Source organism: Thalassiella azotivora (genome assembly GCF_054781695.1).
In genome coordinates this window covers 12,576-29,830 of the sequence record NZ_BAAGTX010000013.1, presented here as the reverse complement: position 1 = coordinate 29,830, position 17,255 = coordinate 12,576, and the positions used below count along the sequence as shown (strand labels likewise).

The window sequence follows — 17,255 nt, the reverse complement described above, 5'->3', positions numbered from 1 at the left end:
TGCGGTCCGGAGGGCGGTCGAGACCGCAGGTCGGTGGAAAGGTGCGTTGGTGGGGGTGGGGGTCGTCCGGCGCTGTACGGTCGCGCCGTGCCGTCGTCCGTGCCGTCGTCCCCGCCGTCGTCCGCGCCGCCGTCTCCACCCGAGTCGGACGTCGAGGCGTCCTCGCCGTCCGCGCCCCCACGTCCTGACCCGGAGCGCGTGACGGTCGTCGGCGTGGGCGCCGACGGGTGGGCCGGCCTGCCCGACGCAGCGAGGCGAACGGTGTTCGAATCCGAGGTCGTCGTCGGCGGGGCACGTCACCTGGCGATGCTCCCGGACGTCGCCGGGCAGGTTCGCGAACGGTGGCCGTCCCCGTTGCGCGACGGCCTGGAGGCGTTGCTGCACAAGCACTCCGGGCGCCAGCTGGTTGCCCTCGCGTCCGGCGACCCGATGGTCTCGGGGGTCGGTTCGACCCTCGTCGACGTCCTCGGGGCCGACCGCGTGGACGTCGTGCCGGCCGTGTCGTCGGTGGCGCTGGCGCGCGCTCGTCTCGGCTGGCCCGCGGAGTCGGTGGCTGTCGTCTCCCTGGTGGGTCGCGACCTGCACGCCGTCCTGCGCGAGGTCGCGCCCGGACGCCGTGTCGTCGTCCTGTCCGCCGACGCGACCACCCCGCCCGCCGTCGCGGACCTGCTGCGATCGTGCGGCTACGGCGGCAGCCGGATGGTGGTTCTCGGTGACCTCGGAGCACCGTCCGAGACGCGCGTCGACACCACGGCGGGCGCGTGGCGGGGAGATGGTCCGCAGCTCAACGTCGTCGCCCTCGACCTGGTCGGTCCACTCGTCGGTGGCTGGGTCGCGGGTCTGCCCGACGAGGTGTTCGAGCACGACGGGCAGCTGACGAAGCGGGACCTGCGCGCCTCGGCCCTCGCGCGGCTGTCGCCGGTCCCGGGGCAGCTGCTCTGGGACGTCGGCGCAGGGGCCGGGTCGGTCGGGATCGAGTGGATGCGCGCCCACCCGACGTGCCGGACGGTCGCCGTCGAGGCCGACCCCGATCGTGCGGCGGGCGTGCGGCGCAACGCCTCGCGGCTCGGCGTGCCGGGTCTGCAGGTGGTGTTCGGACGTGCCCCGGATGCGCTGGAGGACCTGACCGCCCCGGATGCGGTCTTCGTCGGCGGAGGTGCGACCGCACCTGGCCTGCTCGACCTGTGCCGCGGCCGCCTGCGCCCGGGCGGCCGGCTCGTCGTGCACGGCGTGACCCTGGAGACCGAGGTCCTCCTCGCCGGCGAGCACTCCGCCCTCGGCGGGGAGCTGACCCGGGTGTCCGTCGAGCGGGCGGCGCCGATCGGCCGGATGACCGGGTGGACCCCGGCGCGAGCCGTCACCCAGTGGTCGTGGACGAAGCCGGTCGCGGCAGAGGGGGTCTGACCGGATGACCGTGCACTTCGTCGGCGCCGGCCCGGGCGCGGCCGACCTGCTGACCCTGCGCGCCGCGGCGCTGCTCGAGGCTGCGGACGTCGTCCTGTACCCGGGCACGTACCTGGACGACGCGGTCCTGGCGCGGTGCCGCGACGGCGTCCGGCTGGTCGACACCCAGGCGCTGGACCTGGACCAGATCGTCGGCGAGCTGGTCACGGCGCACCGTGACGGGCTCGACGTCGTCCGCCTGACGTCGGGTGACCCGTCGGTGTACTCGGCCGTGTACGAGCAGACCCGGCGCCTGGACGCCGCCGGGGTGCCGTGGGACGTGACGCCCGGGGTCCCTGCCTACGCCGCCGCCGCGGCCCTGGTCGGACGAGAGCTCACCGTGCCGCACGTGGCACAGAGCGTCGTCCTGACCCGGACGCAGGCCCGGTCGACGGCGATGCCCGAGCGGGAGTCGCTGACCGCGTTCGCCGCCACGGGCGCCACCCTCGTCCTGCACCTGGCGGTGACCCGCACCCGCGCGCTGATGGCCGAGGTCGCCGGGCACTACGGCGAGGACTGTCCGGTGGTCGTGGTGTTCCGCGCCAGCCAGCCCGGTGAGCTCGTCCTGCGCGGGACGGTCGGCACGATCGCCGACCAGGTCGAGGCCGCGGGCCTGCGCCAGGCGGCCGTGATCCTCGTCGGCCGGGCGCTCGACGCCCCGGACGGCGGCGAGTCCTACCTCTACGCCGCCGACCGGCAGCGCAACCGGGGCTCGTGAGGAACCGCCCTACGAGCCGCCGATCGCGTTCGGGCCGCGGGTGACGGTGCGGGAGCGGAGGTCCTCGTAGAGCGCGTCCCGGGGCGGATCGACCGGGTGGCCGGCCGCTGTCTGCACGGTCCCCTCGACCTGGTGCCGGGCCCGGTGGCGCTGGACGACCGCGACGACGGCCAGCACGGCCGCCAGGGCCAGGGCGCCGAACCGGACGCCGTCCGGCCAGAGCGGCAGCATGCCGCCGATGACGAGCACGGCCAGCGCCGCGCTGCCGGTCACCTGCCAGGTGCGTGGGTGCATGGCTACTCCGTCCTCGTCGGTGTACGACCACCCTGCCAGTCGGTGTGACAGGAGTCGAGGGAGGATGAGGCCCCAGACAGCGCGAGGTCACGAAGCGCGCGCGGTCAATCGGCAGGCTGACCGTCGGGCCGCTCGGTCCGCGACACGGGCCAACGAGGTGTGGGCCGCCTGTGCGCGAGTGGGCCTGTCCGGGAGCGTTCAGTCGGTGCACCGCTCGAGCTCGGCAGCCCACTGCGCGAAGGACTCGCGCATCGCGCTGAGATCCGTGACCTGGACGTCGAGCGCCAGGTCGTCGTCCGCGTAGCGGTCCAGGAGTCGGAACATCTGCGCGAGCACCGAAGGATCGAGTCCTCGGTTGACGTCACGCGCTCGCTGCAGCAGCAAGCGCGTGCTGCAGGTCTTGCTCAGGACGTAGACGTCGACGAAGTCTCGCGCCTCGGCGCGGTCGAACAAGGCCACGAGCTTCCGACCGGCGAGTTCTTCTCGACCGAAGGTGGGCCCTGCGACGCTTGCGGAAGGCGGTTGTCCGGGTGGCGCGTCGATGGCGAGGTCCACGAGGACGTCGTCCTGACCGTGGACGGTGAGTCGGCAGAACGTCGGTGTGTCCCGGGCAAGGAACATACGCCAGCCTTGCTCGCTCGCCGCGGCGACGAAGGCGTCCCGCATCGCCGAGACGTCCCCGTGGGTGGGCGGTGCGAAGAGGTCGAGGTCCTTCGTCGGCCGCGTGGTGAGGCGCTGAGCACCAGGCCGGCGCCACCGGCGAGGAGAAAGCCGTCCGACTCCGGCAGGCTGAAGAACAGCTCGCAGACGGCGAGCTGAAAGGTCGTCAGGGCGAAAGGCGACGCCACGGTTCAGCTCGTGCCTGCGGTCCGGTCGATCAGCGGCTGCCAGGCGGACCGGAGGTCGGTGGGGAGGACCAGCTCCGGCCAGAGGTCCACGAGCAGGGCGCCGTCGACGTAGGCCTCGATGTCCTCGGGTGACCCTTCGCGCAGGACGATGGCGTAGACCCTCGCACGGTCGTGCCGGTCAGCGAGCCGGAACCGGCGCCCCGGCTGCGACCAGTTGAGGTGCAGTGGCAGCTCCACGGTGGCGAGCGCGCGCCCGGCGTTCAGATCGGGCAGGTCGTGCGGCACGACGTACTGCTGACCCCGTCGGCCGGTGACTGTCCGGTAGCGCGGGTGCGGGCGCACGTCGATGTCGAAGCCGGTGGCCTGCAGCAGCCGTTGCAGCGTCGTCAGCGACGGGGACTTCCGGCCGTGCTCGTACGCCGAGACGGCGGTCCGGGAGGTGCCCGCGCGGTCGGCCAGCTCTTGCTGCGTGATCCCGGCGCTGCGTCGGGCGCGTTCGAGGAGCGCTCCGGTCTGCACGTCGGCACCTCCTGGCATCTCGGCAGTATCCGATCGGATACTACCGCGCCGGGCTGGGGGGTTCCTCGTCGTTGATGAAGCGCGGTGTCCACACCGCCCCCGCGTCGGTGACCGTGGTCGCCGACGCCCCGACGAGCAGCAGGCACCGCATGTCCACGGACGCCGGGTCCAGGTCGCCCAGCGTCGTGACGGTCACCGACTCGCCGTCGCGGCCGACGTCCCGGCCGACGACGACCACGGTGTCGGGCTTGCGGTGCTCCAGCAGCACGTCGCGCAGGCGCTCCACCTGGTGGGTGCGCGACCGGGACGCGGGGTTGTAGACGGCTAGGACGAGGTCGGCCTCGGCGACGGCCCGCAGCCGCCGCTCGACCACGGCCCACGGCTTGAGCCGGTCGGACAGGCTGACCACGGCGAAGTCCGCGCCGACCGGCGCACCGGCGCGCGCCGCGACCGCCTGCACGGCGCTGACCCCGGGCAGCACCCGCACCGGGACGTCCGCGTACCGGGGGTCCTGCGCCGCCTCGAACACGGCCGACGCCATCCCGAACACCCCGGCGTCGCCCCCGGACACCACGGCGACCCGCTCCCCGGCGAGCGCGAGGTCCAGGGCCAACCGGGCGCGGTCGACCTCCACGGTGTTCCCGGAGGCGTGCCGGGTCAGGCCGGCCCGCTGCGGCACCCGGGCCACGTACGGCGCGTACCCGACGACGTGGTCGACCTCCGCCAGCGCCCGCCGGGCCTCCTCGGTCAGCCACCGGTCCGGGCCGGGACCCAGCCCGACGACCAGCAGCTCGGCGGCGGCCGACGCACCGGTGGACGGGGCCGCTGTCGCCTCGAGCGGCACCGGACGGCGTCCGCCCGGGTCCGCGTGCCGGGTGTCGCCGGGCACCACGACGAGCGAGAAGTAGGGCACCGTGTCCGGGTCGACGTCGGCGACCGGCAGCCACCGCTCTCCCGGCTGCGAGGCCCGCTCGACGTACAGGGCGCCGTCCAACCGGCCGGCCTGCGCGAGCGCCTCGCGCACCGAGCGGAACGTGCGTCCCAGCTTCATGACGACGGCCGCGTCGGTGTCGGCGAGCCGGCGGGCGAGCTCGGGCGTGGGCAGCGTCCCCGGCAGCACGGTGAGGACGTCGGTCTGCCGCGCCAGCGGGGTCCCCGCGGCGGCCGTGGCCGCCGAGAACGCCGGCACACCGGGCACCACCTCGGTCGGGAACCGCTCGGCCAGCCGGTCGTGCATGTACATGCACGAGCCGTAGAAGAACGGGTCGCCCTCGGCGAGCAGGACGACGTCTCGGCCCGCCTCCAGGTGCGTGGCGAGCCGGGCGGCGGACTCCTCGTAGAACTGCGCCATCGCCCCCGCGTACCCGCCGGGGTGGTCGGTGCCGCCCGTCGTCACGGGGTAGCGCAGCTCCTCCTCGACCACCCCGGCGGGGAGCAGGTCGGCCACCGTGCGCCGGGCGTTGGACGAGCTGCTGCGCGTCCCCGCGTGGTAGGCGACGACGTCCGCGGCCCCGATGATCCGGGCGGCCTTGAGGGTGACGAGCTCGGGGTCCCCCGGCCCCACCCCGACGCCGTAGAACGTGCCGGTGCTCACTCCGCCTCCTGGGCTAGGGCGTTGACGGCCGCGGAGGTCATCGCCGACCCGCCGCGCCGTCCCCGGACCGTGACGAACGGGACGTCGATCCCGTGGTCGGCGGCCAGATCGGCGAGCGCCTGCTTCGACTCGACCGCGCCGATGAACCCGACCGGGCAGCCGACGATCGCGGCGGGTCGGGGGGCGCCGTCGACGAGCATCTCCAGCAGGTGGAACAGGGCCGTCGGCGCGTTGCCGATCGCGACCACGGCGCCCTCCAGGTGCGGCTCCCACAGGGAGACCGCGGCGGCGGTCCGGGTGGTGCCCCAGCGCCGCGCGAGGTCGGGGACCCGGTCGTCGGTGAGGAAGCACAGCACGTCGTTGTCCGCGGGCAGCCGGCCGGCGGTGATGCCGACGGCGACCATCCGGGCGTCCGCGAGCACCGGTGCGCCGCCGTCCAGGGCCTGGCGCGCCGCGCGGGGCAGCTCCGGGTGGACGACGAGGTCCTGGGCGAGGTCGACCTGGCCGCAGCCGTGGATCATCCGCACCGCCAGCTTCTCCGCGCCGGGTGGGAGGTGGTCGAGGCGCGCCTCGCGGCGGATCGTCGCGAACGAGTCGACGTAGATCGCCGGACCGTCCGTCTCGTAGGCGTACCGCCGCGTCGGCGGGACGACGTCGTGCAGCGTGGGGCCGCCGGTCACCGGGGCACCACCGTCGTGGCCGGCACGAGCACACCCCGCCACGGGGTGACCACGAGCTCGCCCGCGCCGCCACGGGCGACGAGGTCACGGACGGTCCCGCCGTCGAGCACGCCGTCGGGGACGACGACGTGCTCGCCCCCGGGCACCGGGCCCGGTGGCAGCGGCGGCGAGGTCACCAGCGCGGCCGGCTCGGGCGCCACCCGCGGCACCAGCGGCGCGTCGAGCTCGTCCACGTGCCACGCCGCCCCGGGCCCCGACCCGCGAACCCGCAGGAAGGCCGCCGCCAGGTCGGCGAGCACGGCCGCCGCGTCGTCCAGCGTCACCACGTCACCCCACCCGGAGCCGACACGCAGCTGGGCGCGGCTCGCGTCCAGCGCAACCAGGCCCAGGTCGCACGGCTGGTCCGCGAGGTCGCCCCGCCCGTCGTCCAGCGCCACGAGGAACTTGCCGGGGAGCCCGGCCAGCGCCGTCGAGCCGCGCAGCCGCTCGTCGAACGTCGCGGCCACCGGACGCACGTCGGCGCGGCCTCCGCCGAACCCCGACTGCGGCGAGACCATGACGTTGCGTACGAGGTCGTGCTCCCGTGAGGGCAGCAGGCCGGTGGCCTCCACCGCGGCGACGACGTCCCCGGCCAGCCGTGGGTCCGCGCCGTCCTCCAGCGGCAGCCCGCGCAGCTGGACGTTCGCCCGGGACGTCAGGTGCAGCCGGCCGTCCCCGAACCGCTCCGCGACGTCCAGGAGACCGAGCAGCGCCGGCCCGTCGACCCGCCCACCGACCAGCCGGACCCGCACGAGCGCGCCGTCGTCGGCGGGCCAGGGGCGCAGCACGCCCGGGCAGCGGTCGGGCCCCGAGCGGGGGGCTGCCGCACGAGGTGGGTTGTCGACGGGTGCGCGCACGACGCTCACGCCTCTCTCGGGGAGATCCGCCCCGCTCCGGAGGGACGACGGGCCGAGTGTCTGGCTGCGCGCCGGCTGGGGCGCTCACAGTGGCGGGACCGCGCCGGTCTCGCACCGGCTTCCTCGGGATCCGTCGTCGTTGTCGCCGGGAATCTAGCAGCGTGCCCTAGGCTGCTCGCGCTACGTCTCGTGGATCAGGAACCCGGTGCAGGTCGGCACGACCCAGTCCGGGGCGGTTCCGCCACTGTGATCCGGCCACGCGCCGGTCAGCCAGACACTGGCCACGGGACCTCCGCCGACAGGGGCGAGAACCCCGAGGAGAAACCCATGCGCATCGCGCTGCTGTCCACGTCCGACACAGACCTGCTCTCGGCCCGGGGGAGCGGCGCCGACTACGCGCTCGCCAACCCCGGCCGCCTCGACCACGAGCGCTCCGTCGGCGAGGTGCTGGCGGGTGCCGACCTGGTCGTCGCCCGCGTCCTCGGCTCCCCGCGGGACCTGTGCACGGGGGTCGAGAAGGTGCGGGGTTCGGGCGTGCCGCTCGTCGTGCTGGGTGGTGAGCAGCAGCCGGACGCCGAGCTGATGCGGCTGTCGACGGTGCCCCCGGGGGTCGCCGTGGAGGCCCACCGGTACCTCGCCGAGGGGGGACCGGCGAACCTCGCGCAGCTGCACGCCTTCCTCAGCGACACCGTGCTGCTCACCGGTGAGGGGTTCGAACCGCCGCGCGCGGTCCCGGAGTGGGGCCTGGCCGAACGGCCCGAGGCCCCCTCCGACACCGACCTGCCCCGCGTCGGCGTCCTCTACTACCGGGCGCACGAGGTCAGCGGGAACGCCGGCTTCGCCCACGCTCTCGCGGACGCCGTCGACGCCACCGGCCAGGCGGTCGGCGTCCCGGTGTTCGCCGGGTCGCTGCGCTCCGCGCCCGACGAGCTGTTCGACGCGCTCCGCACGCTCGACGCCCTCGTCGTCACGGTCCTGGCCGCGGGTGGCTCCAAGCCCGCCAGCGCGTCGGCGGGGGAGGACGACGAGTCCTGGGACGTGGCCCGGATCAGCGCCCTGGACATCCCGGTGCTGCAAGGTCTGTGCCTGACGAGCAGCCGGGCCGAGTGGGAGGCGAACGACGACGGCGTCACCCCGCTCGACTCGGCCAACCAGGTCGCGATCCCCGAGTTCGACGGCCGGATCATCACCGTCCCGTTCTCCTTCAAGGAGATCGGCGAGGACGGCCTGCCCCGGTACGTCGCCGACGCCGAGCGCTGCGACCGCGTCGCCCGGATCGCGGTGAACCACGCCCGGCTGCGCCGCGTGCCGCCGCGGGAGCGGCGGGTCGCCCTGATGCTGTCGGCGTACCCGACGAAGCACTCGCGGATCGGCAACGCCGTCGGCCTGGACACACCCGTGTCGGCGATCCGCCTGCTGCGGCGGATGCGCGACGCCGGGTACCACCTGGGCGCGCCCGAGGACCTGCCCTGGCTGGACCTCGAGGACGACACCGCGGCCGGGGACGCCCTCATCCACGCCCTCATCGCGGCCGGCGGGCAGGACGAGGAGTGGCTGACCACCGCCGAGCTCGGTGACGCGCACGTGCGGATCAGCGCGCAGGAGTACGCCGCGTGGACGGCGCACCTGCCGGTGGACCTGCGCGACGCCGTCGAGGAGGCCTGGGGTCCGGCGCCGGGGTCGCTGTTCGTCGACGACGACGGGCACCTGGTCCTCGCCGCGATCCGCGCGGGGAACGTCGTCCTGATGATCCAGCCGCCCCGCGGGTTCGGGGAGAACCCCGTGGCGATCTACCACGACCCGGACCTGCCGCCGAGCCACCACTACCTCGCCGCGTACCGCTGGGTCGCCCGGGGCTTCGGCGCGCACGCCGTGGTGCACCTGGGCAAGCACGGGTCGCTGGAGTGGCTGCCCGGCAAGAACGCCGCGCTGTCGGCGTCCTGCGCCACGGACGCCGCGATCGGCGACCTGCCGCTGGTGTACCCGTTCCTCGTCAACGACCCGGGCGAGGGCGCGCAGGCCAAGCGCCGCGCGCACGCCGTCGTCGTCGACCACCTCGTGCCGCCGATGGCCCGGGCCGAGACCTACGGCGACGTGGCCCGGCTGGAGCAGCTCCTCGACGAGCACGCCAACGTGGCCGCGATGGACCCGGCGAAGCTGCCCGCGATCCGCGGGGAGATCTGGCAGCTCCTGCACGCCGCCGAGATGCACCGCGACCTCGGCCTCCAGGAGCGCCCGGACGACGAGGAGTTCGACGACTTCCTGCTGCACGTCGACGGCTGGCTGTGCGAGATCAAGGACGTGCAGATCCGCGACGGGCTGCACGTGCTCGGCCAGGCGCCGGACGGCGAGGCGCGGGTGAACCTCGTCCTGGCGGTGCTGCGCGCCGCGCAGGTGTGGGGTGGCCAGTCCCGCGCCGTCCCCGGCCTGCGCGCGGCACTCGGCCTGAAGGAGGGCGAGGACCTCGCCGCCGTGGACGCCGCCGAGGCCCGCGCCCGTGAGCTGGTCCTGGCGATGGAGACCGCGGGCTGGGACCCGGACGCCGCGGACGGCCTGCACGACGACCCCGAGGTGCGGCGGGTGCTGCGGTTCGCCGCCACCGAGGTGGTCCCGCGGCTGGACCGGACCACCGACGAGCTCGACGCGACCCTGCACGCCCTCGACGGCGGGTTCGTACCGGCGGGGCCGTCCGGGTCACCGCTGCGCGGGCTGGTCAACGTGCTCCCGACGGGGCGGAACTTCTACACCGTCGACCCCCGGGCCGTGCCGTCGCGGCTGGCGTGGCAGACCGGGCTGGCGATGGCCGACTCGCTGCTGCGCCGCCACCTCGACGACACCGGCGCGTACCCGGCGTCCGTGGGGCTGTCGGTGTGGGGGACGTCGGCGATGCGCACGTCCGGTGACGACGTCGCCGAGGTGCTCGCGCTGCTCGGGGTTCGGCCGGAGTGGGACGAGGCGTCCCGCCGGGTCAGGGACCTGCACGTCGTCCCGCTGGAGGAGCTCGGACGGCCGCGGATCGACGTCACCGTGCGGATCTCCGGGTTCTTCCGCGACGCCTTCCCGCACGTCGTCGCGATGCTCGACGACGCCGTCCGGCTCGTGGCCGGCCTCGACGAGCCGGTGGAGCAGAACTTCGTCCGCGCGCACGTGCTGGCCGACCTGGCCGAGCACGGGGACGAGCGGCGCGCGACCACCCGGGTGTTCGGGTCCAAGCCCGGCTCGTACGGCGCGGGCATCCTGCAGGCCGTCGAGTCCGGGTCCTGGCGCGACGACGCCGACCTCGCCGAGGTCTACACGGTGTGGGGCGGCTTCGCGTACGGCCGCGGCCTGGACGGCGCGCCCGCGGCGGACGACATGCGTACCGCGTACCGCCGCATCGAGGTCGCGGCGAAGAACGTCGACACGCGCGAGCACGACATCGCCGACTCCGACGACTACTTCCAGTACCACGGCGGCATGGTCGCCACGGTGCGGGCGCTCACCGGCCGGGACCCGAAGGCGTACGTCGGGGACTCGACCAGCCCCGACGCCGTCCGCACCCGCACGCTGCAGGAGGAGACGAACCGCGTCTTCCGCGCCCGCGTGGTCAACCCCCGCTGGATCGGGGCGATGCGCCGGCACGGGTACAAGGGGGCGTTCGAGCTCGCCGCGACCGTCGACTACCTGTTCGGCTTCGACGCCACGACCGGTGTCGTCCACGACTGGATGTACGACCGGCTCGCCCGCGAGTACGTCCTCGACGCCACGACGCAGGAGTTCATGCGTACGTCGAACCCGTGGGCGCTGCGCGGGATCGTCGAGCGGCTCCACGAGGCCGTCGACCGCGGCCTGTGGGCCGAACCGGACGCCGACGTGCTCGCCGCGATGAAGGCCGTGTACCTCGACCTCGAGGGCGACCTGGAGGACCGGCACGGTGGGTGAGGTCCCCGGCGCCGCGTCGGCCCCCCACCGCCGCGTGCGCGTCGTCGGGATCGGGATGGGACCGCACCACCTGACCGCCGAGGCCGCGGACGCGTTGCGTGCCAGCACCTACGTCCTCGCCGCGGAGAAGGCGGACGACGACCCGCTGCTGGAGGTGCGCCGTGAGATCTGCCGCGGCCTCGGGGACCTGCCCGTCGTCGCCGTCCGCGACCCGCAGCGGGACCGCCGTCCCGGCGCGGACTACGACCGGGCCGTGGCGGACTGGCACGCGGCCCGGGCCGAGGCGTTCGAGGAGGCGCTGCTCGGTCGCGACGGCGACGCGGCGTTCCTCGTCTGGGGTGACCCGTCCTTGTACGACTCGACGGTGCGCGTGCTCGACGCGATCTCGGCCCGCGGCCGGGTCCGCCTGGACTACGACGTCGTGCCGGGGGTGTCGAGCCTGTCGCTGCTCGCCGCCCGGCACCGGGTCGTCCTGCACGAGGTCGGCCGGCCGCTGCACGTGACGACCGCGCGCCGGCTGCGGGAGGCCGTCGACCGCGGTGAACGCAACGTCGCCGTCCTGCTGGGCCGTGAACCGGACCTGGACGGGTTGGGGGAGTGGCGGATCTGGTGGGGCGCGAACCTCGGCACGGCGTCCGAGCGGCTCGTCGCCGGTCGCGTCGCCGACGTCCTGCCGCGCGTGCTCGCGGAGCGGGAGGCGGCCCGGGCCGAGGCCGGGTGGGTGATGGACACCTCCCTGCTGCGGCTGCCCGCCGCGGAGGTCCCCGCTCCGTGAGGGGTCAGGTGCTCCTCCTCGGTGGGACGGCGGAGGCGCGGGCGCTCGCGGACCTGCTCGTCGGCGACGGCCTGCCCGTCGTGTCGTCCCTGGCCGGACGGGTGAGCCGCCCCCGGCTGCCGCGGGGCGAGGTGCGCGTCGGCGGCTTCGGTGGCGTCGAGGGGCTGCGCGCGTACCTCCGGGACCACGGCGTCGCCGCGGTGGTCGATGCCACCCACCCCTACGCCCGGCGGATGTCGGCGCACGCCGCCGCAGCCTGCACCGGAGTCCCGCTGCTGCGACTCGCCCGGCCGGGGTGGACCGGACCCGCGACCGCCTGCTGGCACCGGGTCCCGGACCACGACGCGGCCGCCCGCGTCGCGGCGGACCTGGGCCGCCGGCCGGTCCTGACCGTGGGCCGGCAGCCGCTGCCGCACTACGCCCCCGTGCTCGGCGGGCACCCCGCGCTGGTGCGCGTCGTGGAGCCACCGGACGACGTCCCGCGCGCCTGGACGATCGTGCGGGACCGCGGTCCGTACGCGCTGGGCTCCGAGGAGCGGCTGCTGCGCGGGCACGGCGCCGACGTCCTCGTCACCAAGGACTCCGGTGGCGCGTACACGTGGCCGAAGCTCGAGGCCGCCGCGGGGCTCGGCGTCCCCGTCGTGGTGGTCGACCGCCCGGAGCCGCCTGTGGGCGTCGCGTGCGTGGACGGCGTCCCCGCGGCCCGCGCCTGGGTCCACCACGTGCTCACTCCCGCGGGCTCTGCTCGCTGAGACGGTACGGATCAGCCCCGTTCGTCCCGTCTGGGTGAGCAAGGCCCGGCGGCGTGAGCAAACGGTCAGGGGGTGGGGGCGAGGTCGGCGACGAGCGCCTCGACGCGGCGGCGGATCTCGTCGCGGATCGGCCGGACCGCGTCGATGCCCTGACCGGCCGGGTCGTCCAGCGCCCAGTCCTCGTACCGCTTGCCCGGGAAGATCGGGCACGCGTCCCCGCAGCCCATGGTGACGACGACGTCGCTGGCCTCGACGGCCTCGGTGGTCAGGACCTTCGGGGCCGCGGCGGAGATGTCGACGCCGACCTCCCGCATCGCCTCGACGGCGACCGGGTTGACCCGGTCGGTCGGCATCGACCCGGCCGAGCGGACCTCGACCCGGTCGCCGGCGAGGTGCCGCAGGAAGCCCGCGGCCATCTGGGACCGGCCGGCGTTGTGGACGCAGACGAACAGGACGCTGGGGACGTCGGGCACGACGGGCTCCTCGGTGGTGGGTGGACGGAAATCAGGGGGCTCGGAAGAAGCGCCGAGCCCACAGGGAGACGTACACGAGCCCGACGAGCACCGGCACCTCGATGAGCGGGCCGACCACCCCGGCGAGGGCCTGGCCGGACGTCACCCCGAAGGTGGCGATGGCGACGGCGATCGCGAGCTCGAAGTTGTTGCCCGCGGCGGTGAAGGCCAGCGTGGTGGAGCGCGCGTAGCCCAGACCGATCCCGCGGGCCAGCGCCAGCGACCCCGCCCACATCACGACGAAGTAGACGAGCAGCGGGACGGCGATGCGGACGACGTCCAGCGGCCTGCTGGTGATCGCCTCACCCTGCAGGGCGAAGAGCACGACGATCGTGAACAGCAGCCCGTACAGGGCCCACGGGCCGACCCGCGGCAGGAACCGGCTCTCGTAGCGCTCGCGGCCGACGGTCCGCTCGCCGATGCGCCGGGACGCGTAGCCGGCGAGCAGCGGCACGCCGAGGAACACCAGCACCGACAGGGCGATGTGCCACACGGACACGTCGAGCCCGGAGGTGTCGAGCCCGAGCCAGCCGGGGAGCGCGACGAGGTAGAACCAGCCGAGCGCCGAGAACGCGACGACCTGGAACACCGAGTTGAGGGCGACGAGCACGGCGGCGGCCTCCCGGTCGCCGCAGGCGAGGTCGTTCCAGATGATGACCATCGCGATGCACCGGGCGAGCCCGACGACGACCAGGCCCGTGCGGTACTCCGGCAGGTCGGGCAGGAACGTCCACGCGAGCGTGAACATCAGCGCCGGGCCGACCAGCCAGTTGAGCACCAGCGAGGTGACCAGCAGCCGGCGGTCGGAGGTGACGTCGCCGAGCCGGTCGTAGCGGACCTTCGCCAGCACCGGGTACATCATCACCAGCAGCCCGAGGGCGATCGGCAGCGAGACGCCGGCGACCTGGACGGCGCCGAGCGCCTCGCCGAAATCGGGGACGCCGCGGCCGAGCAGCAGGCCCGCGGCCATCGCGGCGAGGATCCACAGGGGCAGGAACCGGTCGAGGGTGCCGAGCCGCTCGACGACGTGGGCCTCGGCCGGCCTCGGGGTGCCGGTCGGGGTGCCGGTCGCGGGGGTGGGCGCGCTCATGCGGTGGTCCGTCCTGACGGGTGGGTGCCGGTGTGGTTCCGGTCGGTGGGTACGGCTCGGGCGGGGGGTCAGCAGGCCCGCTGCGGCACCGTGCGGCGCGCCGCCGCGGCGAGGTGGCCGAGCGCGTCCCGGACGCCGTCCAGCGCGCCGGGTCGCAGCCGGTACCAGGTGAACCGGCCGCGGGTCTCGCGCTCGACGAGTCCCGCGTCCCGCAGCGCGGCGAGGTGGTGCGAGACGAGGGTCTGCTTGAGCCCGAGGGACTCCTGCAGGTGGCAGTTGCAGAGCTGCTCGTCGGCGAGGAGGTCGACGATCGCGGCGCGGACGGGGTCGGCCAGGACCCGCAGGGTCTCCGCCTGCGCGGCGAGGCCGGCCGCCGTCGCCGGTCGCCGCGGGGACGACGTATCAGTCGCTGCTGGTGCCACGCCACCACCACACACCAGTGGTGGCTGGTGCGTCAAGCGGACGGCAGGTGAACGTCCGGCGTCCGCCGCGGTCGGCGCAGCAACGTGGCCCCCGACAGGAGCAGGGCGGCTGCGACCACGGCCAGGACGGGGCCGTACCCGCCGCCGGCCGTCCGGAGCAGGCCGGCGGCTACGGGGCCTGCCGTCGTCGCCGTGGTGACGGCGACCGCGACGGCGCCGGACACGGTCCCGAACCGCGCCGTTCCGACGGCTTCGGCGAGCAGCGCCGGTCGGGCGAGGGTGCCGACACCGAGGCCCAGCCCGATGAGCACGACGCCGCCGGCGACGGTCCCGGCGGACGACGGAGCCAGCAGCAGGCCGAGGGCGCCGCCCGCCTGGACGACGAAGACCGAGCCGGCCACCCGTGCGGTGTCCCACCGCCGGGTGGCCGCGGTCAGCAGCACCCGCCCGGTGACGGACAGCACCCCGAGCGACCCGGCGACGACGCCGGTGAAGGTCGCGGGGTGCCCGGCCTCCGACAGCGCCGCGATGAGGTGCGTGGCCACGACGACGGTCGCGAAGGCGTTGGCGGAGAACGCGACCACGAGGCGTCGCAGCCGTGCGTCGCGCAGCACGTCGACGGCCTCGGTGAGAGCCGCCGGTCGACGGCGAGGTACCGGGACCGCCCGCCCCGGGGGGCGCAGCAACCACAGCGCGTGCGGGACGGCGGTCGTGACCACCAGCACCGCAGCGAGCACGAGCAGGGTGTCGCGCCACCCGAGCCGCTCCGCCAGGACGGTCGTCGTGGGGACGGCGACCGTCGACGCCAGGCCCGCGACCAGGGTGACGACGAGGAGCGGACGGCGGGACCGGGCGCCGAACCACTGCACCACCGCGGTGAAGGCCGGTTCGTAGAGCACGGCGGAGCGGGCGACGCCGATCAGCGCGAACGCGGCGTACAGGGCGGCGACGGAGTCGGCCCGCGCCCAGGCCGCCACCCCGACGGCCGCGAGGACGGCTCCGACGGTCATCACGCCGCGCGGACCGTGGGCGTCGAGAAGCCGTCCGACGGGTACCGCGAGCAGGGCGGAGACCAGCAGCGACAGCGAGAACGCGCCGGTCACGACCGCCGCGGAGGCGTCGAGGTCGGACTGCACCGGCAGGGTGAGGACGGCGAAGGCGTAGTGCAGCACTCCCCAGCTGACCGTCTCGGTCGCCGCGAGCACGCCGACGACCTGCCAGCCGCGTCGGTCACCGTCCGGGGGCGGCGCCGGGCCGGCCCCCACGACCGGCCCGGCACCCTCACCCGGAGGTTGCACCGAGGTGGACGCCGCCGACGCCGCCCCGGTTCCCCCGGCGGCGCGGTCCCCGCGGGTCACCCGCAGCAGGCGGCGGGCTCCGCGACGGCGACGCTGCCGGCCGTCCCGGTGGCCACGGCCGTCCCGGTGGCGAACCCGATGGGGACGGCGCCCGTCGGCAGGGCCCGGTGGTGCTCGTCCACCGCGGTGGCCGGGGCCGGGGCCGAGCAGACGCCCGTCTCCGGCAGCTCGAGGTGGACCTCGTCGGCGGCGCGGGTGTCCCCGGCGATCGCCGCGACGACGGACCTGACCTGCTCGTTCCCCGTGGCGACGAGGAAGGTCGGTGCGCGGCCGTAGGACTTCATCCCCACGACGTACAGGCCCGGCTCCGGGTGGGCGAGGTCCCGGTGGCCGTGCGGGGGGACCGTCCCGCACGAGTGGAACGCCGGGTCGACGAGCGGCGCGAGCGCCCGCGGTGCCTCCAGGCCGGGGTCGAGGTCGAGGCGCACCTCGGACAGGATCGACAGGTCGGGCCGGAAGCCCGTCGCAGCGGCGACGACGTGCACGCCCTCCAGTCGGCGCGAGCCGCCCGCAGGGTCGGTCCCGACGACCGTCACGGTGTCGCCGTGGCGCTCCACCGCGGTGGTGGTGAAGCCGGTGACGAGCTCGACCGCGCCGGTGTCGACGAGGTCGTGCACCGCGCTGCCGAGGCGGCCGCGCGCGGGGAGCTGGTCGGCCGCGCCCCCGCCGTACAGGCGCCGCGGCGAGTCGGCGCGGACCGCCCAGAGCACGCGGGTGCCGGGCTCCTGGCGGGCCAGCTCCGCGAGAGCCGCCAGGGTGTTGGCCGCGGAGTGCCCCATGCCGACGACGAGGGTCGTCCGGCCCGCGTGCCGGTCCCGGTCCCGGCCGAGGACGTCGGGCAGCGGGCCCACGACGAACCCGGCGTCGCGGGCCTCGGCCTCGCCGGCGGCGGGCAGCCCCGATCCGCCGAGGGGGTTGGGAGAGCCCCACGTGCCGGAGGCGTCGACGACGGCTCGCGCGAGCAGGTCCTCGGTGCGGCGCGGGCCGGCGACCCGGACCAGGAGCGGTCGCTCGTCACGCCCGAGCGTGCGGGCGCGGTCCAGGCCCTGGCGGCTCACCGCGAGGACGCGGTGCCCCAGCCGCACGGCGTCCCCCAGCGCGGAGGCGAGCGGCTCCAGGTAGTCGCGCACGATCTCGGCGCCGGTCGGGGGGGTCGTGCCCGCGGGTGCCGACCACCCGGTGGGGCCCAGCAGCTCGGCGGCGGCGGGGTCGACGATCCAGCGCCAGGGGGTGAACGTGCGCACGTGCCCCCACTGCGCGACCGCGGCCCCGGGGTGGTCGCCGGCCTCCAGGACGACGACGTCGAGACCGCGCTGGCGCAGGTGCGCTGCGGCTGCGAGCCCGACCGGGCCGGCCCCGATGACGACGACGGGCAGGTCGTCGAGGGCGGTGGTGGTGACGGTGGTGGTCAGCGTCTCGGTCACGGTGCCCTC

16 protein-coding genes and 2 riboswitches are annotated in these 17,255 nt (G+C 75.5%); of the genes, 5 read left to right on the top strand and 11 right to left on the bottom strand.

The window, feature by feature from the left end; genetic code table 11:
• The first annotated feature begins 198 nt into the window (after positions 1–198).
• A complete protein-coding gene (cbiE, locus tag ACYVQV_RS10420) occupies positions 199–1,404 on the top strand; it encodes a precorrin-6y C5,15-methyltransferase (decarboxylating) subunit CbiE (RefSeq protein WP_461023312.1) in 1,206 nt (401 codons plus the stop codon).
• A 4-nt stretch (positions 1,405–1,408) separates the two neighbouring features.
• The gene (cobM, locus tag ACYVQV_RS10415; RefSeq protein ID WP_461023218.1) at positions 1,409–2,161 is read left to right on the top strand and encodes a precorrin-4 C(11)-methyltransferase; all 753 of its coding nucleotides are present in this window, start codon (positions 1,409–1,411) and stop codon (positions 2,159–2,161) included.
• 9 nt (positions 2,162–2,170) lie between these two features.
• Here the strand turns inward: cobM and ACYVQV_RS10410 are convergent, their stop codons facing one another.
• From ACYVQV_RS10410 to ACYVQV_RS10385, 6 genes are all read right to left on the bottom strand, one after another.
• A complete protein-coding gene (locus tag ACYVQV_RS10410) occupies positions 2,171–2,455 on the bottom strand; it encodes a hypothetical protein (protein ID WP_461023217.1) in 285 nt (94 codons plus the stop codon).
• 198 nt (positions 2,456–2,653) lie between these two features.
• A complete protein-coding gene (locus tag ACYVQV_RS10405) occupies positions 2,654–3,262 on the bottom strand; it encodes a nucleotidyl transferase AbiEii/AbiGii toxin family protein (protein ID WP_461023311.1) in 609 nt (202 codons plus the stop codon).
• 44 nt (positions 3,263–3,306) lie between these two features.
• Entirely contained in the window at positions 3,307–3,822 is a 516-nt protein-coding gene (locus tag ACYVQV_RS10400; protein ID WP_461023216.1) for a helix-turn-helix domain-containing protein, read from the bottom strand.
• A 40-nt stretch (positions 3,823–3,862) separates the two neighbouring features.
• Entirely contained in the window at positions 3,863–5,416 is a 1,554-nt protein-coding gene (locus ACYVQV_RS10395; protein ID WP_461023215.1) for a precorrin-2 C(20)-methyltransferase, read from the bottom strand.
• Positions 5,413–6,096, bottom strand: a complete 684-nt coding sequence (locus ACYVQV_RS10390; RefSeq protein WP_461023214.1) for a precorrin-8X methylmutase — start codon at positions 6,094–6,096, stop codon at positions 5,413–5,415. Before ACYVQV_RS10390 ends, ACYVQV_RS10395 begins: the two co-directional genes overlap by 4 nt.
• Positions 6,093–7,001 carry a nitrite reductase gene (locus ACYVQV_RS10385; RefSeq protein WP_461023213.1) on the bottom strand — a complete coding sequence of 303 codons (909 nt, stop codon included), beginning with the start codon at positions 6,999–7,001 and terminating at the stop codon, positions 6,093–6,095. The genes ACYVQV_RS10390 and ACYVQV_RS10385 overlap by 4 nt, the downstream gene beginning before the upstream one ends.
• 45 nt (positions 7,002–7,046) lie before the next feature.
• Positions 7,047–7,117, bottom strand: a riboswitch (cobalamin riboswitch).
• Positions 7,118–7,143: 26 nt separating this feature from the next.
• Positions 7,144–7,292, top strand: a riboswitch (cobalamin riboswitch).
• A 27-nt stretch (positions 7,293–7,319) separates the two neighbouring features.
• Here ACYVQV_RS10385 and cobN point away from each other — a divergent pair.
• The 3 genes from cobN to ACYVQV_RS10370 are packed head-to-tail and all read left to right on the top strand — an operon-like array spanning position 7,320 to position 12,440.
• On the top strand, positions 7,320–10,913 hold the full coding sequence (cobN, locus tag ACYVQV_RS10380) for a cobaltochelatase subunit CobN (RefSeq protein WP_461023212.1): 3,594 nt from the start codon (positions 7,320–7,322) through the stop codon (positions 10,911–10,913).
• Positions 10,906–11,688 carry a precorrin-6A synthase (deacetylating) gene (gene cobF / locus ACYVQV_RS10375; protein WP_461023211.1) on the top strand — a complete coding sequence of 261 codons (783 nt, stop codon included), beginning with the start codon at positions 10,906–10,908 and terminating at the stop codon, positions 11,686–11,688. The genes cobN and cobF overlap by 8 nt, the downstream gene beginning before the upstream one ends.
• Positions 11,685–12,440, top strand: a complete 756-nt coding sequence (locus tag ACYVQV_RS10370; protein ID WP_461023210.1) for a cobalt-precorrin-6A reductase — start codon at positions 11,685–11,687, stop codon at positions 12,438–12,440. The genes cobF and ACYVQV_RS10370 overlap by 4 nt, the downstream gene beginning before the upstream one ends.
• 65 nt (positions 12,441–12,505) lie before the next feature.
• Here the strand turns inward: ACYVQV_RS10370 and ACYVQV_RS10365 are convergent, their stop codons facing one another.
• The 5 genes from ACYVQV_RS10365 to ACYVQV_RS10345 all read right to left on the bottom strand — a co-directional run bounded on the left by ACYVQV_RS10365 (position 12,506) and on the right by ACYVQV_RS10345 (position 17,246).
• Positions 12,506–12,913, bottom strand: a complete 408-nt coding sequence (locus ACYVQV_RS10365; RefSeq protein ID WP_461023209.1) for an arsenate reductase ArsC — start codon at positions 12,911–12,913, stop codon at positions 12,506–12,508.
• Between the two features lie 31 nt (positions 12,914–12,944).
• Positions 12,945–14,042 carry an ACR3 family arsenite efflux transporter gene (gene arsB, locus ACYVQV_RS10360; protein WP_461023208.1) on the bottom strand — a complete coding sequence of 366 codons (1,098 nt, stop codon included), beginning with the start codon at positions 14,040–14,042 and terminating at the stop codon, positions 12,945–12,947.
• Positions 14,043–14,110: 68 nt separating this feature from the next.
• Positions 14,111–14,464 carry an ArsR/SmtB family transcription factor gene (locus ACYVQV_RS10355; protein WP_461023207.1) on the bottom strand — a complete coding sequence of 118 codons (354 nt, stop codon included), beginning with the start codon at positions 14,462–14,464 and terminating at the stop codon, positions 14,111–14,113.
• Between the two features lie 32 nt (positions 14,465–14,496).
• On the bottom strand, positions 14,497–15,822 hold the full coding sequence (locus tag ACYVQV_RS10350) for an MFS transporter (RefSeq protein WP_461023206.1): 1,326 nt from the start codon (positions 15,820–15,822) through the stop codon (positions 14,497–14,499).
• Entirely contained in the window at positions 15,819–17,246 is a 1,428-nt protein-coding gene (locus tag ACYVQV_RS10345; RefSeq protein WP_461023205.1) for an FAD-dependent oxidoreductase, read from the bottom strand. Before ACYVQV_RS10345 ends, ACYVQV_RS10350 begins: the two co-directional genes overlap by 4 nt.
• Between the last annotated feature and the right edge of the window lie 9 nt (positions 17,247–17,255).